Here is a 16,265-nt window from a genome sequence, read left to right as displayed (position 1 = left end):
AGTGGACACCGCTGCACGCCCCAGCGCCATCGGCGGGTACGAGGACTGGCCTGCCTACATCCGCGAACAGCCACGCTTCGCCGCTGCGACGCCCGGCCGCCAGGAGCTTGCCGATGCCCTGGGAGTTCCCGGCGCGTCCGGCCCGCCCGGTGTGACGGTGGAGTGGGAGAAAACGTACGACGGCGTCACCACCTCCCAGCTCAGCTGGCAGTTGGGCTTCGGCCCCCGGACCAGGGGCTGGCTGGTGAGGCCTGCCGGCGAAACCGGCGAACTGCCCGGAGTCCTGGCGCTCCACTGCCATGGCGGCAACAAATTCGGCGGCGCGGACCGGCTGGTCGAACTGCCGGACAGCCACCCGTCCGCCGCTGCCGCCCGGGCCGGGCATTATGACGGCCGTGCCCTGGCAACAGAGACCGCCCGGAAGGGGTTCGCCGTCCTGGCCCACGACACGTTCGCCTGGGGCAGCCGGCGCTTCGACCTCGCCACTCCCCCATGGCGGACCGCCGCCGCGCTGGAGGCGCGGCGGGCGCAGTGGCGCCAGGACGGCGTCGTGCCCTCCCAGGCGGATGACTACAACGCCGCCGCAGGGTTCCACGAGGAGACCGTTGCCAAGACCGCCGGGCTGCTGGGCACGAGCCTGGCCGGCATGGTGGCACACGACGACCTCGCTGCGCTGGACATCCTCGCGCACCTTCCCGGCGTGGACCCGGACCGGCTGGGGTGCCTGGGTTTCTCCGGCGGCGGCGGACGGTCCTTGGCCCTCGCCGCACTCAGCCCACAGATCCGGGCGTCGGTGGTGACCTGCATGATGACCACGTTCCAGTCGCTCCTGCCGGCCTACCTGGACGTCCACTCCTGGCTGCTGCAGACACCCGGGCTGTGGAAACTTGGTGACTGGCCCGAACTGACAGCCCGATCGGACGCTTCGTTCCTGGTGCAGTACGCCCTGGCCGATGAACTCTTTCCCAAAGAGGGGATGCGCGAAGCCCACCGGATCCTGGAATCGCTGCACAATACAAGCCAAGGCACCGCATCCCCGTACACGGGCAGCTTCTGGCCCGGCGGCCATGTGTTCACTGCCGCCATGCAGGAAGAAGCCACAGACTTCCTGGCCGCCACCCTCGCCCTCAAGACATACGCCTAATCCCTCAACACCCCAGCCTGCAAGGATCCTTGATGACTCAACACTCCGCCACTGCCGAACAAGGCCACAGCATTCCGGGTGCCGCGCCTGTTCCGGCTGCCGTTCCGCGCATCGCCCTGGTGGGCGTCCACGGCTTTGGCGAGCGGCACCTGGCCAACCTCGCCCGGCTGGAAGAAGCCGGCGTCCTGGAACTTGTGGCGGTGGCTGATCCCAACCCTCCGGCACCGGGCCAGCTCAAGGACTCGGTAGCCGTCTTTCCCGACCTGGACAGGCTGCTCGCCGCACAGTCGGCTGCCAACGCGCCTGCCGACGTCGTCATCCTTGCCACGCCCATCCAGACGCACGCGCCGCTGGCACTTGCCGCCCTCCACACAGGCATGGACGTTTACGTGGAAAAGCCGCCGGTGTCCTCGCTGGCCCAGTTCCAAGAGGTACTCGCCGCCGCGGATGCCGCAGGACGGCTGGTCCAGGTCGGTTTCCAGAGCCTTGGCTCGCAGGCCCTGCCTGCCATCCGCCGCCTGGTGGAGTCAGGCGGCATCGGAAACGTCCTGGGCTTCAGCGCCAAGGGCCGGTGGGTCCGGACCAAGGCATACTTCAAGCGCTCCCGCTGGGCAGGAAAGCGGAGCCTGGACGGCACCGACGTGGTGGACGGCGTGGCCACCAACGCACTCGCCCATGCCGTAGCCACGGCACTGCACCTGGCCGGGGCACACACGGTGGCCGATGTCGCTGTCGTGGAAACAGACCTGTACCGGGCCCACGACACCGAAAGCGATGACACCTCGGTGATCCGCGTCCGCACCGCGCAGGGAACCACCCTCCTCTGCGGCCTGACCCTCTGCGCACCGGAACAGCAGGATCCTTCGGTGACCGTGCACGGAACCCTGGGCGAGGTGACCCTGTTCTACACGCGGGACGAGGTGGTCATCACCACCCCCGACGGCGAGCGTCGGGAGGCCTACGGCCGCACGGACCTGCTGGAAAACCTCCTCGAGGCCCGGTCCACGGGCGCACCGCTGCTCTGTTCGCTGCCGGATACCGGCGCGTTCACCACTGTGCTGGAAGCCATCCGTACCTCCCCCGCGCCGCAGGCCATCGGGCAGGAACACATCACGTGGGAGGGTGCGGGCGAGGACGCGCACCCCGTGGTGCACGGCATCGCGGACCTTATCGAGCGTGCATCCAAGGCGCAGGCCACGTTTGCCGAGCTCGGCGTCCCCTGGGCCCGCCGGCTTCCGCCGGTCCGGTCGCTGACCGTTGACGGCACGGCGGTAGCGGATTACCAGGACGGCAGCCACATCCGTGCGGTGTCCTCCCCCCGCCCCTACCTGCACCCGGTCCGCACGCTCGGTGGCACCGTGGTGACGGACCACCAGCCGTTGGACCACGTGTGGCACCTGGGCGTCGGCGTGGCGCTGCAGGATGTGGAAGGCGTCAACTTCTGGGGCGGCCGCACCTACACCCGGGAGGCCGGCCAGTACATCTGGCGGCCGGACCACGGCAGCATCGCCGTTACCGAGACGCCGGTTGGAGAAACCGCGGCCACTCCCGGCAGCCCGGGCAGGCTGCGGGAGCGCCTCAGCTGGAACGGCCCGGACGGCGCCCCTGTCCTGGCCGAGGACCGCACGTGGACCTGGGCCGGCGTCGGCCCCTCCGTCTGGAGCCTGTCCCTCGAGTTCGCCTTGTCCCCCGCCGTGAGCAAACCGGTCAGCCTGGGCAGCCCCGGATCCAACGGCCGCCACGAGGGCGGCTACGGCGGCTTCTTCTGGCGACTGCCGGAATGCAAGGACGCCACCGTATGGACGCCCGCCGGCAGCGGGGAAGCCGGAGTGCATGGCAGCGTGACCCGCTGGCTCGCCTGGGCAGGAAAGTTCGACGGCGGAAAGGACGCCACCCTGGTTTTCGTGGCGCCGCGCGACGCCACGGACCCATGGTTCGTCCGCGTGGACGGCTATCCGGGCGTGGGCCAGTCACTCGCCTGGGATGCACCTGTCATCGCTGAACCCGGCAAGCCGGTGCACCGGAAAGTCACCGTCTTTGTGGCCGACGGCATCCTGGCCACATCCGATATCAACGCTTTGATCAACCAGGGGGACCCCGCATGACCCAGACAACCGCCGCAGCCGCCCCGCCGGCAGTCCCGGCATCCGCCACCGGCCAGGCCGGTTTAACGGCCACCTGCGACGCCCGGGTTGCGCCCGCTTCCGCTGCAGACCGGGAGGTCAAGCGCCGCCGGGTGCTGGACATCCTGGATGCCGCCGGGCGGGATTCGCTGCTGCTGACCACGCACACGGCGCTGACCTGGTACCTGGACGGCAGCCGCGTCCACATCAGCCTGGCCGGCGACCCCATCGCCGCCGTGCTGGTGGACCGGACGGGCGACCACCTGGTGACCTTCAACAACGAGGCCGGGCGCATTGCGGCCGAGGAGCTCCCGGCGGGCGTCACCCTGCACACCGTCCCCTGGTACGGGAACCTGCACGAGGCTGCCGCCGCCGTCGGAACGTCCGCCGCAGCCGGGCAGCAGCCGCTGGCCGAGGCTGAGGTCGCGGCCCAACTGCGGGCCGCCCGCCAGCAGCTGCTGCCGGGCGAAAGTGCCCGTTACGCCCGGCTCAGCGGTGAGCTGGCGGCGATCATGACCGACGTGCTGTCCGCAGCCCGGCCGGACACCACCGAATTCGGACTGGTCTCAAAACTGGCGGAACGTGTGGTGGCCGCGGGGGCCGAGCCGCTGGTCCTGCTGTGCAACGGCAGTTCCCGGAGCGATTTCCGGCACCCGCTGGCCACCCACTCCCCCCTCGGCCGGCGGGCCATGGCCGTGGTCTGCGCCCGCCGCGACGGGCTGGTAGCCAACATAACCCGCTGGGTGCGGTTCGACGCCGGCACCGCCGAGGAGCGCGACGCCGAGTCCCGGATCGCCGCGGTGGAGGCGGATATCTTCGATGCCACGGTCCCCGGCGCGCGGCTGGACCGGATCTTCACAGAAATCAAGGCCGCCTACACACGCCACGGCTTCGGCACTGACCAGTGGGAACAGCACCACCAGGGCGGACCGGCCGGCTACGCCGGCCGTGACCCCCGCGTCACGTCGTCCGCCACCGACACCGTGGTGCTGGCCCAGACCTTCACCTGGAACCCCTCCGGCCCCAGGGTGAAGATCGAGGACACCGTGCAGCTCACCGAATCCGGGCTGCAGGTCCTGACGGTGGATCCCCGCTGGCCGACGGCCGCCGTGAACGGGCTGCAGCGCCCCGTGACGCTCCAGCTCTAAGCCTGACGACAAATGACCCCGCGGCCGTTGGTCCCGGGGTCATTTGCCTGCCGGTGACTCTCTCCATCGACGCGCAAATTCAGTGTCGACCCGCGTGTACCCTGGCGCACCCCATATTTGGGCACGGCAGGGAATCTCCGCGTCAGAGGAAATTTTCCGCGTCGGCAAGAGCCCGGCATCCCTACAACGCGCGCTCAGTTATGGCGGTCTTTTCTGTGACGCGAGCTCACTGATGGCGGCTCTCCCCGGACGCTCTCCCACATCCTGCATAGAACCCCAAAACGCTCCCGCAGTTGGGGCCGGAACTCCGGCCGCAACTGCGGGAGCGTTTGTGGTCATCCCACATCAAGTGAGAGAGCCTCTTATGGAAGCACCAGTTCCCCGTCCACCCGGCGCGGGATGCGCAGCGGGTTGTCCTCGTGCAGGGCGGGGTGCAGCACGGATTCCGGGGCGTCCTGGTAGGCGACCGGGCGCTGGAACCGGCGGACCGCCGTCGCACCCACCGAGGTGAACAGCGACGTGGTGGCCGGGTACGGCCCGCCGTGCTGTTGGGCCCAGTTCACTGCTACGCCGGTGGGCCAGCCGTCGAACAGGACGCGGCCTGCCAGGTTGGACAGCTGCTCCGCCAGCGCGTCGATGTCGTCGCCGGGCTGGGCGTGCAGAGTGGCAGTGAGGCTGCCGGGCACCTTGGCCAGCACCGCGGACAGCTCGGCCGGGTCCCTGTATTCAATCAACATGGTGGTGGGGCCGAAGCACTCCTCCAGCAGTTGTTCAGGCCGTTCCAGCACTGCGGCCGCGGAAGTGGAGAAAACCACTGGCGCTGCACCGTTGGCGGCGGCGTCCTGGTCCACGCTGCCACTGACCACCTCAACCCCGGGCACGGACGCGAAGCTGCGCAGTCCGTCGGGGTAGGCCTCGGCGATCCTGCTGGTCAGCATGCCGGCTGCGGGCTTGTCCTTGCTGGCCTCCGCCACTTCCCGGGCAAAGGTTGATCCTGCCGGGATGAAGACCAGGCCGGGCTTGGTGCAGAACTGGCCGGCGCCAAGGGTGAAGGAAGCGGCCAGTCCGGCGGCGAGCCGGCCGCTGCGTTCGGCCAGTGCTGCCGGCGTGATCACCACCGGATTGAGACTCCCCAACTCTCCGTAGAACGGAATCGGATCCGGGCGTGAGGTGGCGAGGTCGAACAGCGCGCGCCCGCCGGGGATGGACCCGGTGAAGCCCACTGCCTTGATGGCTGGGTCCTGGACCAGTGCGGTGCCCACTTCCCGGCCGCTGACCAGCGCGAACAGGCCCGCGGGTGCACCCGCGGCATGGAGCGCCTCCGCCACGATCTCCGCCGTTCGCTCCGACAGCCGCAGGTGGCCGGAGTGGGCCTTGACGATGACGGAGCAGCCCACTGCCAGGGCGGAGGCGGTGTCGCCGCCGGCCACCGAGAAGGCGAAGGGGAAGTTGGAGGCCGAGAAGACGGCCACCGGCCCGATGGGGCGCAGGATGCGGCGGAGGTCCGGCCTTGGTGGGGTGGCGGCCGGGTCGGCGTGGTCGATGACGGCCTCCAGGTAGGAGCCCTCCGTGATGACTCGGGCGAAGAGCCGCAGCTGCCCGGTGGTCCGGGCGACCTCGCCGGTCAGGCGGGCGCTGCCCAGGCTGGTCTCCCCGTCAGCGATCTCCACCAGTTCGGCGGCGTTGGCGTCGAGCGCATCAGCGACGGCGGTGAGCCAGCTTGCCCGTTCGGCATCGGAGGCCGCGGCGGAGATTTTGGCTGCAGCTGTGGCAGCGGTTGTGACTTCGGACAGGGAAAGCGTTGCAGTTGTCACGTCGGATACCTGTTCGTTGTATGTGCGTTCATGGTTACAGCCCTTCCCGGAAGCGAAAGCCGAGCCCCGGCTGGCCGGTCAGCGCCACCCGGCTGTCGCTGAAGCGCACCGGCGACGGCCCGTCCAGGATGCCCAGTTGCTCGAATGATGCTTCCTCCACGTCCTCCACCAGGGTGGGTTCGGCAAGGGTGAGCGCCAACTGCCCGGAGAGCTCGGGAAGCAGGTGGGGCATCACCCGGATGCTGTTGGTCCGGGCCAGCTCAACAATCCGGCGGAACGGGGTGATCCCGCCAACCCGGATGATGTTGGGCTGGATGATGTCCACCGCTTCCGCCTCTATGAAATCGCGGAAGCGGTAGATGGTGTGCAGGTTTTCGCCGAGGGCAATCGGAACCGGGGAATGCTTCCGGAGCCGGCGGTAGGCCCACAGGTCGTCGGCGCGGATGGGCTCCTCCAGCCATTCGAGGCCGAATTCGGACAGGACATCCAGGGCCCGGAAGGTGGTGGGCAGGTCCCAGCGCTGGTTCGCGTCGATCATGAGTTTGCGGTGCGGGCCCAGGACGGAGCGGACAGCCTGCACCCGCTCGTAGTCTTCCCGGAGGTCCGGCTTGCCCACCTTGATCTTGACTGCCTGGTGCCCGGCCGCCACCCACCGTTCGGCCTGCGAAACCAGCTCGTCCAGGGTGTAGTGCAAATTCACCCCGGACCCGTAGACCTCGGCGGATTCCTGCCGCCGGCCAATCAGGCCGGTGACGGTGGTTCCCGCTTGTCGGGCTTGCAGGTCCCACAGGGCCAGGTCCACGCCGGACATGGCAATGGTGGTGAGCCCTCCCCCGCCCGCTTCATGCAGGCGCTTCCAGAGTGCATCCCACACGGCCTCGGGCTGCGCGGGCAGCCCGGTGACGAATGGGGCGATGTCGTAGTCCAGCAACGCCTTGACCGCCTGCGGGCCAATGGTGGGCGTCCAGGAGAAACCATGCCCCGCACCGCCGTCGTCCGTCTGGATCTCGGTGACGATCACGTGGTTTTCCGGCGCCTCGGCGCCCCAGTGCCGCCGCAGGGGCACCGTGAGGAGCCTGCTGCTGAGCCCGGTGATCCGGGGAACGGTACGGACGGCCTCCGTTGCGGGGGCGCTCATCAGCGTCCGGCCAGCTCGTAGCCCCTGGCAAGGATGGCCTTGAGCTCCAGTTCCTGGTCCTCGGTTGGGTCCACCAGCGGCGGGCGCACGGACCCGACAGGAAGCCCACCCAGCCGCAGCCCGGCCTTGATGAGTGACACACCGAAGCCGGGGGTCTGGTCGCGGAGGCGGACCAGGGGCGCATAGAAGCCCTCGAGCAGGGCGTTGCGGCGTTCTTCCTCCCCGGAAACATAGGCGTCGTAGTAGGCCTTGGCGATTTCCGGTGCCATGGCGAACGCCGCGGAGGAGTACAGCGGGATGCCTAGGCCGCGGTAGGCACCCTGGGTCAGTTCGGCGGTGAGCAGGCCGTTGAAGAAGGCGAAGTCGTCCCGGCCGGCCGCGTTGACGGCGGAGACAATCTCCTGCGCCAGGCCAACGTCGCCCAGGCCGTCCTTGAAGCCGATGACCTTGGGGTTGGATGCCAGCCGTGCCATGGAGGCCGCCGTGAACTTGGCGTTGCCGCGGTGGTAGACGATGACGGGCAGGCTGCTGGCCGCAGCCACGGCTTCGATGTAGGCAACGAGCCCGTCTGTGGGGCCGGTCACCAGGTAGGGCGGCAGCACCAGGAGGGCATCGGCCCCAGCTTCCTCGGCCGCGCGGGCGGCGGCGAGTGCGTGGCCCAGCGGTCCGCCGGCTCCGGCGACAACCGGAACCTGTCCGGCCACGATCTCGACGGCGGCCGCCACCACGGTGCGGACCTCGTCAATGCTGAGGGCATGGAATTCCCCGGTGCCGCAGGCGGGGAACACGCCGCCGGGGCCGTAGGGCAGCCGGGAGCTGATGTGCTCCTTGAGCAGTTCCGTGTCCACGGCGCCTTCGGGCGTAAAGGGGGTGACAGGGAAGAAGAGTACGCCGTCGAATTTCATGATGTCTCCTTGGCTCCGGTGCCGGCAGTCACCAGCGCGGAGGTCTCGTCGTTGAGGGTGGGATGGGACTTGAGCTCTGAACGCCAGCTCCGCTTGGGCTGCCAGCCCAGGAGTGCCTGGGCTTTGGCGATGGAGAAGGCGGGGCTGGTGCCGGTGAGGCCTGCGCTGAGCGCCTGGCTGCCGGGCAGGAAGCGGGGCATGAGGTCCACCAGGGGCGCCGTTGCCAGTGCGTCCGCCGCCCCCACGAAGAAGGTTTCCCCGTTCGGAATGGACTCCATCTTCTGCAGCAGCAGGTCAAGGAAGTCGGCCACGTCACGGGCATCCACGTAGTTGAACAGGGCCGGGGCGGACAGGGCCGGATCTGCCAGCCGCTCGGCGACCGTGTGGCCCTGCTGCGTAGGTGCTCCGTCCCATTCCTCGGGCGAAATCACATAGCAGGGGCGGAAAGCCGCGTAGCGGATCTTCTCCCCCTGGGCCGCGGCGAACATCTGCACCGTCTGTTCCGCGATCAGCTTGGACAGCGCGTAGGCGTTCCACGGTTTTGCCGGTGTCCGCTCGTCGAGCGGGAACGACGGCGGCAGCCAGCCGGCCGGTGAGCCGTAGCCCAGGACAGTGGGGCTGCTGGCGGTGACGATTTTCGGCACCCCAACTTCCGTGGCCGCGCTGATGACGGCGAAGGCGAGCCGGGTGTTCGTGCTGAAGATGGCGTCCTCCGGCGCGCTGAAAGGTACAGCGATGGCTGCCAGGTGGATGACGGCGTCGGGCTTTGCTTCCCGAAGCAGGCGCTGGGCCTCACCGGGTGCCAGGAGGTCCGCGGTTTCCTGGACGGCGCCGGCAGGCAACTGTCCGGCGGGCACCGCGTCGCGGTCCACCGAAATGACGTGGTGGCCGGCTTCGGAGAGCCCGGCCACCACGCTGCGTCCCAGCCGGCCGGCGCCGCCGGTGACAAAGATCCTGCTCATGGTTGTTTCCTAACGTTCAGGGCAGGGGCTAGGCGCCGCGGCGGAGGTCGACGCCGAGGTCCAGGTCCTCGATGCGTACGGGCAGGGATGACTCAAGGGACCGGTTGCCGGCGATGCCCACCGATACGGAGCGCAGTCCGTCCAGGTAGCCCGACGGACGGCCCAGCGGGTCCTCGCCCGGGCCGTTGAAGAGGTCCGAGAGCAGAAGTTCGTCACCGCCGCCGTGGCCGCCTTCGCCGTTGACGATCGGCACCTCGTAGGCTGCCTCCCAGTGGCGCTGGACCACCAGGCGTTCGCCGTTCCGGCGGATGGCGTCGTCTTCCTCGATGGGGGTTGCGCTGGGGTCCACCACCGTCTTCTTGTCGGTGCTGGACGTGACGGCGGCACGTTCCACCACTTCCAGTTCGGCCCGTCCCTCGGTGCCGTTGACTGCCACCCGGTAGCCCTCCCAGGGGCTGTGGGCATTCAGTGAGTAGCTCAGGCGCGGGCCGCCCTGGTACTCCACCACCAGGGCGAGGTTGTCCTCGATGGTGATGCCGCCGGTGAAGACGTCCTGGTCGCGGCGGTAGCCGTCGTAGTGCTCGTTGTCCAGGAAGAGGGCCTTCAGCCGCTCGTCCTCACGCAGGTCAAGCGTGAACGGATCCTTCTCGGTGGCGGCCGGCGCATCGGCGTCGGGGGTGCCGCGTTCCGGGCGGGGGCCCAGGCCGCGCTCCGCCGCGTTCTTGTCGCCATAAAACTTCAGTCCGCCCGAGGCGAAGACACGCTCGGGAACGTCGTCAATCCACCAGTTAACAAGGTCGAAGTGGTGCGAGGCCTTGTGGATCAGCAGGCCGCCGGAGTTCTTCTTCTCCCGGTGCCAGCGGCGGAAGTAGTCGGCGCCGTGGACGGTGTCCAGGACCCAGCTGAAGTCGATGGAGGTGACCTTGCCGATCACGCCGCTCTGGATGATCTCCTTGAGGGCGCTGTTGCGCGGCGAATAGCGGTAGTTGAACGTGACCACCACGTTGCGGCCGGTCTCCTGCACTGCTTTGGTGATGCGGCGGCAGCCCTCGGCGTCAATGGTGAGCGGCTTTTCCACCACCACGTCCGCGCCTGCCCGGAGTGCTTCCACAATGTAGTCGGCGTGGGTGTAGTCCGGCGTGGTCACCACCACGCGGTCGATCTTGTTGGCCTGGATGAACGCGGTGAGCTCCGCGGGATCAAAGGAGGCAACCGTGCCCGGCGCACCCAGTTCCTGGATCAGCTGCTGGTAGAACTCCACCCGGCCGGGGTTGACGTCGGAGAAGGCCACCAGCTCCGCCGTCGAGGCGTAGTTGCCGAAGATTGCGCGGATGTACATTTCCGAACGCCCACCAGTGCCGATCAGGGCGATGCGGGCCCTGCCGCCGTTCCCCGGAGCGGCGGATGCTGCGGTGGCGGTGCCGGCCGCAGCGCCGGCATTGGAGACCGTGGCTGCTGAACTCGGCTCGGCTGTGTTGACCATGTGGGTCCCTTTCAAGGCTCAAGATGCGGCCGTTTTCAGCGGCCGTTCCGGGGAGGTGGCCGGCAGACTGCTGCACCGGCCGAGAAAGCGTTTTCTCGATTCGCTATATGATTTGTATCAACAGCAGCGGCGATCCGTCAACCATTCCGGCCGTTGAAAGAAAGCGTTTTCTACCCCCTTTGCTAAGCGGCACCAGCGGCTGCCGGGAAAAACGCTGGGAAAACATGGGAAAAGGATAGAAATCGTTTTCCCGCTGCGTTATATGCTGTCACTCAGGACACCGCCACCAGACGGCCGGGCACTGCGGCCATCCGCCGCAGAACGGCCTAAGGCCAACAGGCCTGTGGCGCTAAGGAAGGGTCGCTATGGTCAGGAAGTCTGCATCCGGCAGGATCGGCATCGCGGATGTCGCCGCGAAGGCGGGGGTTTCGCATGCCACGGTGTCCCGTGTCATGAACGGCAACTTCACGGTGGACCCGGATATCGCCGCCCGCGTCAGGGCGGCTGCGGCAGAGCTGAAGTACCAGCCTAACCCGGTCGGCCGAAGCCTTGCCCTGGGCAAGACGGACACCATCGGGATCGTGGTGCCGGACCTCGCCAACCCCACCTTCCAGGCCATCCTGCGGGGACTCAGCCGTGCCGCCGCCCAGGACGGCTACCGCGTCCTCATCGCCGATTCCTTCGAGGTCTCAAGCGAGGAGGCCATCCTGGCAGGCGAGGCCCGCCGTCGTTGTGACGGCCTGGTCCTCTGCGCACCCCGTATGACGGACGCCGAGCTGGAGGAGATCGCACCGTCTCTGCATCCCCTGGTCCTGATCAACCGCACCACCTCAACAGCGGGGGTTCCCAGCCTGGTGGTCGACTACGGCCAGGGCGTGCAGGACATCGCCGAACACCTGGTGGAACTGGGACACAGCCGCCTGGCGTTCCTCGCCGGGCCGCCCCGGAGTGCATCGAACGGGCTACGACTCCAGGGCCTGGAGTCCTTCAAGGCCGCCCACCCGGACGTGGAGGTCATCATGCTCGAGGGCGGCTCGGACTTCGATACGGGACACGGGGCCGTGGACGCCGTCCTGGACAGCGGCGCCACCGGAATCCTGGCCTTCAACGACCTCGTAGCCATGGGTCTGATGAGCGGCCTGCATGAACGCGGGCTGGACGTTCCGAACGATATCTCAGTCACCGGCTTCGACGATATCCCCTTCGCCAAATACACGACGCCGGCCCTCACCACCGCCGCGGTCCCCATCACCGAACTGGGCGAACAGGCTTGGCAGCAGCTGCGCGCGCTCATCCGCAAGGAGCAGAGCGACACCCCGGGCAGCCGGTACCAGCCCCGGCTGGAAGTGCGCGCCAGCACCGGCCCGGCCAAGGCCGCCCGCAGCACGGTCCACGGCTAAGCGCCCCTACGGGCGCAGCCCGGCTTCCTTGTAGTACCCCTCAATATGCGCGGCCACCAGCTTGGCCGCCAGCGCGCCGTCGTTGTTCCGGATCGCTGCCAGGATGCCGTGGTGCTCGTCCCGAAGCCGGGACACCGTGGTGGCCCAGTCCGGGAGGTTGGAGGTCAGCTCCGCCGCGTACCCCTGGATGGACTCCCGGAGCGAGCCCATCATGGCGCTGACCACGGCGTTGCCCGCGGCATCCGCCAGGGCAAGGTGGAACCGCACGTCCAGGGCCAGGAACTCCGCAACCGGAAGGTCTTCTGCCGCCATGCCCTCTAGCAGCGCGGCGGCCTCGTCCAGCTCCGGGGCGTCGGGGCCCGCCTTCGCCACCGCCCAGGACTCCAGCAGCACGCGGGTCTCCACGATGTCCGCCACCGGCAGGTGCTGGGTGGCCACGTGCAGCCGCAGGGCGGAACCGAGTGCCGCCGTCGGATCTGAAATGACCACCGTCCCCGCCTCCGGTCCGGATCCCACGCCTGCCCGCAGCACTCCCAAAGCTTCCAGGATCCTGATGGCCTCCCGGACGGACGTCCGGGAGACCTGCAGCTGTTCGGCAAGGCTGCGCTCCGCCGGCAGGCGGCCGCCCACGGCTAGCCGGCCCGCGGACAGCTCATTCTCGATCCAGGACAGGACAAGCTGGTGGGTACGCATGCACCAATGGTAGTTGATGTGGTTGGACCACATGGCCTACAGTGTGGTTAGACCACAGAAGGTTCCGGAACCGGACCTGCCGGCCCAACAGAGGACGCCATGACCCACACCATCCAGCCCAACAATCCGGAGACAACCCCCGCCCCGGATGCCACGGACATTCCCGCCGCACCGGCACAGACTCCCCCGGCGCCGTCGTCCGCGGTTCCCGCTGCCCTGAAGCGCCGCATCCCCAAGTACGCGGACCTCGCGCCCCTTATGCAGTTCAAGAAGCCGGAGTTCAGCAGGGAAGCCCGCCTCAAGCGCACCAGCACCATCTGGGAACTCCGGGACATCGCCAAGCGCCGCACGCCGCAGGCACCGTTCGACTACACGGACGGCGCGGCCGAAGAAGAGATCACGTTGCGCCGCGCCCGCCAGGCGTTCCTGGACATCGAGTTCCGCCCCGGCATCCTCCGCAACGTCTCCACCATCGACCTCAGCACCGAGATCCTGGGCAAGCCGTCGCGGCTGCCCGTAGGCATCGCTCCCACCGGCTTCACCCGGATGATGCAGTCCGAGGGCGAATACGCCGGTTGCCAGGCAGCCGAAGCGGCGGGCATCCCCTACACCCTCTCCACGATGGGCACGGCCTCCATCGAGGACGTGGCAGCAGCCGCCCCGAACGGCCGCAACTGGTTCCAGCTGTACCTGTGGACGGACCGTGACCGCTCGCTGGAACTGATCGAACGCGCTGCCAAGGCCGGCAACGACACCCTCATGGTCACCGTCGACACCGCCGTGGCCGGCGCCCGCCTCCGCGACGTCCGCAACGGCATGACCATCCCGCCGGCGCTGACCCTCAAGACCGTCCTGGACGCGTCCTACCGGCCGGCCTGGTGGTTCAACTTCCTGACCCACGAGCCGCTGACCTTCGCCTCGCTGTCCCGCTACACCGGCACGGTGGCGGACCTGATCAACTCGATGTTCGATCCCACCCTGACGTTCGAGGACCTCGACTGGCTGCGTGAAACCTGGAAGGGCAAGCTGGTGGTCAAGGGCATCCAGACCGTTGAGGACGCCCGGCGGGTGGTGGACCACGGCGCGGACGGGGTCGTACTGTCCAACCACGGCGGCCGCCAGCTGGACCGCGCGCCCATCCCGTTCCACCTGCTCCCGGAGGTCAAGCAGGCCTTCGCGGCGGACAACACGGACGCGGCCATCATGCTGGACACCGGCATCATGAGCGGCGCGGACATCGTTGCCTCGCTGGCCCTTGGCGCCGACTTCACCCTGATCGGCCGCGCCTACCTCTACGGCCTGATGGCCGGTGGCCGCGCCGGGGTGGACCGCACCTTGCAGATCCTTGAGAAGGACATGGGCCGCACCATGGCGCTGCTGGGTGTCAGCCGGATCTCCGAGCTCACGCCGGACCACGTCCGGCTGCTGGGGAAGTAGGCTGCTACTTCTTGCGCCCGAACTTCGGGAGGTTTGCCAGCAGGTCGGCCGCGCGGGTGGCCGCACGGCCAACGGTGCGTCCGATCTGCTGGGGAACGCTGTCATCACTGAGCGGGGCGGTGGTGCCGCCAGGGATGACGACGGCGGGACTCAGTTCCACGCCGTCGGGCGCCAGCACGCCTTCGGAGACGGCGCCCGCGGCTAGGGCTTCGGGCGTCTCCCCGCCGGCGGCTGCTGTTTCGCGCGCTGCCGCGGTCTGCTGTGCGGCCTTTCCGGGTGCGCCGGCTGCCGCGGGAGACCCGACGTCGAACGTCTCAAGCCAGCTGGCGATGCCCTCAAGGGGCTTGCGGTTCAGCGCGTAGTAGCGCTTTTGGCCTTGCGCCCGCATGCTGACCAGCTGGGCCTCGCGCAGTACCTTCAGGTGCTTGGAAATGGTGGGCTGGCTCGCGGCCAGTTCCTCCACCAGTTCCCCCACGGCTTTGTCTCCGGAACGAAGGGACACCAGGATGTCCCGCCGGGTCGATTCCGCAATGACGGCAAAAACGTCGTCTGTCACCATGCCTCCCACCCTAGCGACATATACGCCGAAAGGCATCAACTATTTCGGCCCCCGGAGCCGCCCCTTGCCCGCTGCCCCGGCCGGTGCTAGAACACAGCCTGGACACCCTGCGGCGGGAGTGGTGTTCCAAACCGAGAAGACCGACGCCTGGCGCCGTCCTAGTCGAACCAGGGATCCAGCCCATGCAGCGGGAACACCGCCTTGCGGGTGGCCATGACGGTGCGGTCCACGGCATCGTTGGGGTCGAAACCCACCTCCCAGGACCGCCACCAGAGCTCCACGTCATCGCCCATCAGCCCGGGAGCAGCGGCCCCGAACTTGTCCTCCACGTAGTCCCGCCAGTCCTGGGGCACGGCCGCGCGCAGTGGGACGGGCCGCCCGGCGGCGATGGCCACCAGGTGGCTCCACGCCCGGGGAACCACGTCCAGGACGTTGTACCCGCCGCCGCCGGTGGCAATCCAGCGGCCGCCGCAGTGGTGTTCGGCGAGCTGCCCGACGGCGCTGGCCGCCTCCCGTTGGCCGTCCACGCTGAGATTGAGGTGCGTGAGCGGATCCGTCCGGTGGGAGTCGCAGCCGTGCTGGCTCACGATCACTTCCGGCCCGAAGGCGGCCACGAGCTGCGGCACCACCGCGTAGAAGGCCCGGAGCCACCCGGCGTCGCCGGTTCCCGCGGGCAACGAAAGGTTCACGGCCGTTCCCTCCGCCTGTGGACCGCCGATTTCGTTGGCGAATCCGGTCCCGGGAAACAGGGTAAGGCCGGACTCATGCAGTGAAATCGTCAGCACCCGGGGATCGCTCCAGAAGATGCTTTCCGTCCCGTCACCATGGTGGGCATCGACGTCGATATACACCACCTTGCCGATGCCGCCGTCGAGCAACCTCTGCACGGCGAGCGCGGCGTCGTTGTAGATGCAGAAGCCGCTGGCACGGTCACGGGCGGCATGATGCATGCCCCCGCCGAAGTTGACGGCATGCAGGGCCGAGCCGTCCAGGATTTGCGCGGCGCACAGCAGGGAGCCGCCAGCCAGCCGTGCGGCCGCCTCATGCATGCCCGCGAACGCTGGATCATCCTCGGTGCCCAGGCCGCGGGACTCGTCCGGCTCCCTAGGGTTCTCGCTGACCCGCCGCACGGCCGCCACGAACTCGGGCGAGTGCACCAGTTCGAGCTCGGCGTCGCTGGCCACCTCCGGAGGTTCCACGGAAACATGGTCCAGGTCGAACAGCCCCAGGCTCTGCGCCAGGCGGGCGGTGAGATCCATCCGCTCCGGCGCCATCGGGTGGCCCGGGCCAAAGTTGTAGGCGGTCATGTCAGGACCCCACGCCACCACCGTTGGCGGCGCGGGCTTGCTGAGACCGGGCAGGTATGTCATCAATCACAGGCTACCCGAGCACCGGCCCCGCCCGGCCCGGCCATTACGCGGGCATTAGTGGTTTACTACAGAGGGAATCAGATTCAACC

General features: G+C 68.6%; 13 protein-coding genes. 5 read left to right on the top strand and 8 right to left on the bottom strand.

Going from position 1 to position 16,265, the window contains the following annotated elements:
• Position 1 precedes the first annotated feature (1 nt).
• From AC5RT3_RS14350 to AC5RT3_RS14340, 3 genes are read left to right on the top strand one after another with little or no spacing between them, the layout of a single operon-like run.
• Positions 2-1,144 carry an acetylxylan esterase gene (locus tag AC5RT3_RS14350; protein ID WP_494051675.1) on the top strand — a complete coding sequence of 381 codons (1,143 nt, stop codon included), beginning with the start codon at positions 2-4 and terminating at the stop codon, positions 1,142-1,144.
• 32 nt (positions 1,145-1,176) lie between these two features.
• Complete coding sequence (locus AC5RT3_RS14345) at positions 1,177-3,249, top strand: DUF6807 family protein (RefSeq protein ID WP_494051676.1); 2,073 nt, start codon at positions 1,177-1,179, stop codon at positions 3,247-3,249.
• On the top strand, positions 3,246-4,415 hold the full coding sequence (locus AC5RT3_RS14340; protein WP_494124496.1) for a M24 family metallopeptidase: 1,170 nt from the start codon (positions 3,246-3,248) through the stop codon (positions 4,413-4,415). The genes AC5RT3_RS14345 and AC5RT3_RS14340 overlap by 4 nt, the downstream gene beginning before the upstream one ends.
• Positions 4,416-4,777: 362 nt before the next feature.
• Here the strand turns inward: AC5RT3_RS14340 and AC5RT3_RS14335 are convergent, their stop codons facing one another.
• The 5 genes from AC5RT3_RS14335 to AC5RT3_RS14315 are packed head-to-tail and all read right to left on the bottom strand — an operon-like array spanning position 4,778 to position 10,717.
• On the bottom strand, positions 4,778-6,229 hold the full coding sequence (locus tag AC5RT3_RS14335; RefSeq protein WP_494051678.1) for an aldehyde dehydrogenase (NADP(+)): 1,452 nt from the start codon (positions 6,227-6,229) through the stop codon (positions 4,778-4,780).
• Positions 6,230-6,263: 34 nt separating this feature from the next.
• Entirely contained in the window at positions 6,264-7,367 is a 1,104-nt protein-coding gene (locus AC5RT3_RS14330) for a mandelate racemase/muconate lactonizing enzyme family protein (protein WP_494051679.1), read from the bottom strand.
• Positions 7,367-8,272, bottom strand: coding sequence for a 5-dehydro-4-deoxyglucarate dehydratase (locus AC5RT3_RS14325; RefSeq protein ID WP_494124495.1), 906 nt, complete (start codon positions 8,270-8,272; stop codon positions 7,367-7,369). The genes AC5RT3_RS14330 and AC5RT3_RS14325 overlap by 1 nt, the downstream gene beginning before the upstream one ends.
• Positions 8,269-9,234 (bottom strand): NAD-dependent epimerase/dehydratase family protein, encoded by a 966-nt coding sequence (locus tag AC5RT3_RS14320; protein WP_494124494.1) that lies wholly within the window; start codon positions 9,232-9,234, stop codon positions 8,269-8,271. Before AC5RT3_RS14320 ends, AC5RT3_RS14325 begins: the two co-directional genes overlap by 4 nt.
• A 28-nt stretch (positions 9,235-9,262) precedes the next feature.
• Entirely contained in the window at positions 9,263-10,717 is a 1,455-nt protein-coding gene (locus AC5RT3_RS14315; protein ID WP_494124493.1) for a Gfo/Idh/MocA family oxidoreductase, read from the bottom strand.
• A gap of 365 nt (positions 10,718-11,082) precedes the next feature.
• Between AC5RT3_RS14315 and AC5RT3_RS14310 the strand changes: the two genes are divergently transcribed.
• Positions 11,083-12,117 carry a LacI family DNA-binding transcriptional regulator gene (locus AC5RT3_RS14310; protein WP_494124492.1) on the top strand — a complete coding sequence of 345 codons (1,035 nt, stop codon included), beginning with the start codon at positions 11,083-11,085 and terminating at the stop codon, positions 12,115-12,117.
• Between the two features lie 6 nt (positions 12,118-12,123).
• Here AC5RT3_RS14310 and AC5RT3_RS14305 read toward each other — a convergent pair whose 3' ends face one another.
• Complete coding sequence (locus AC5RT3_RS14305; protein WP_494124491.1) at positions 12,124-12,810, bottom strand: FadR/GntR family transcriptional regulator; 687 nt, start codon at positions 12,808-12,810, stop codon at positions 12,124-12,126.
• Positions 12,811-12,909: 99 nt separating this feature from the next.
• On the opposite strand from AC5RT3_RS14305, the gene AC5RT3_RS14300 reads away from it, so the two are divergent.
• On the top strand, positions 12,910-14,247 hold the full coding sequence (locus AC5RT3_RS14300) for an alpha-hydroxy acid oxidase (RefSeq protein WP_494124490.1): 1,338 nt from the start codon (positions 12,910-12,912) through the stop codon (positions 14,245-14,247).
• A gap of 4 nt (positions 14,248-14,251) precedes the next feature.
• Here the strand turns inward: AC5RT3_RS14300 and AC5RT3_RS14295 are convergent, their stop codons facing one another.
• Both AC5RT3_RS14295 and AC5RT3_RS14290 read right to left on the bottom strand, forming a co-directional pair.
• Positions 14,252-14,806, bottom strand: a complete 555-nt coding sequence (locus AC5RT3_RS14295; protein WP_494124489.1) for an ArsR/SmtB family transcription factor — start codon at positions 14,804-14,806, stop codon at positions 14,252-14,254.
• Between the two features lie 158 nt (positions 14,807-14,964).
• Positions 14,965-16,176 (bottom strand): acetoin utilization protein AcuC, encoded by a 1,212-nt coding sequence (locus AC5RT3_RS14290; protein ID WP_494124488.1) that lies wholly within the window; start codon positions 16,174-16,176, stop codon positions 14,965-14,967.
• Between the last annotated feature and the right edge of the window lie 89 nt (positions 16,177-16,265).

The sequence above is a fragment of the Arthrobacter sp. Y3221159 genome, assembly GCF_059089885.1.
The sequence above is the reverse complement of the archived record's forward strand: the minus strand, read 5'-3'. Positions and strand labels throughout refer to the sequence as shown.

Bases quoted from the DNA above. Each gene is read 5' to 3' on its own strand.
- AC5RT3_RS14340 (WP_494124496.1), top strand. From the start codon at position 3,246: ATGACCCAGACAACCGCCGCAGCCGCCCCGCCGGCAGTCCCGGCATCC.
- AC5RT3_RS14290 (WP_494124488.1), bottom strand. From the start codon at position 16,176: ATGACATACCTGCCCGGTCTCAGCAAGCCCGCGCCGCCAACGGTGGTG.
- AC5RT3_RS14300 (WP_494124490.1), top strand. From the start codon at position 12,910: ATGACCCACACCATCCAGCCCAACAATCCGGAGACAACCCCCGCCCCG.
- AC5RT3_RS14325 (WP_494124495.1), bottom strand. From the start codon at position 8,272: ATGAAATTCGACGGCGTACTCTTCTTCCCTGTCACCCCCTTTACGCCC.
- AC5RT3_RS14345 (WP_494051676.1), top strand. From the start codon at position 1,177: ATGACTCAACACTCCGCCACTGCCGAACAAGGCCACAGCATTCCGGGT.
- AC5RT3_RS14320 (WP_494124494.1), bottom strand. From the start codon at position 9,234: ATGAGCAGGATCTTTGTCACCGGCGGCGCCGGCCGGCTGGGACGCAGC.
- AC5RT3_RS14315 (WP_494124493.1), bottom strand. From the start codon at position 10,717: ATGGTCAACACAGCCGAGCCGAGTTCAGCAGCCACGGTCTCCAATGCC.
- AC5RT3_RS14330 (WP_494051679.1), bottom strand. From the start codon at position 7,367: ATGAGCGCCCCCGCAACGGAGGCCGTCCGTACCGTTCCCCGGATCACC.
- AC5RT3_RS14305 (WP_494124491.1), bottom strand. From the start codon at position 12,810: ATGCGTACCCACCAGCTTGTCCTGTCCTGGATCGAGAATGAGCTGTCC.
- AC5RT3_RS14310 (WP_494124492.1), top strand. From the start codon at position 11,083: ATGGTCAGGAAGTCTGCATCCGGCAGGATCGGCATCGCGGATGTCGCC.
- AC5RT3_RS14295 (WP_494124489.1), bottom strand. From the start codon at position 14,806: ATGGTGACAGACGACGTTTTTGCCGTCATTGCGGAATCGACCCGGCGG.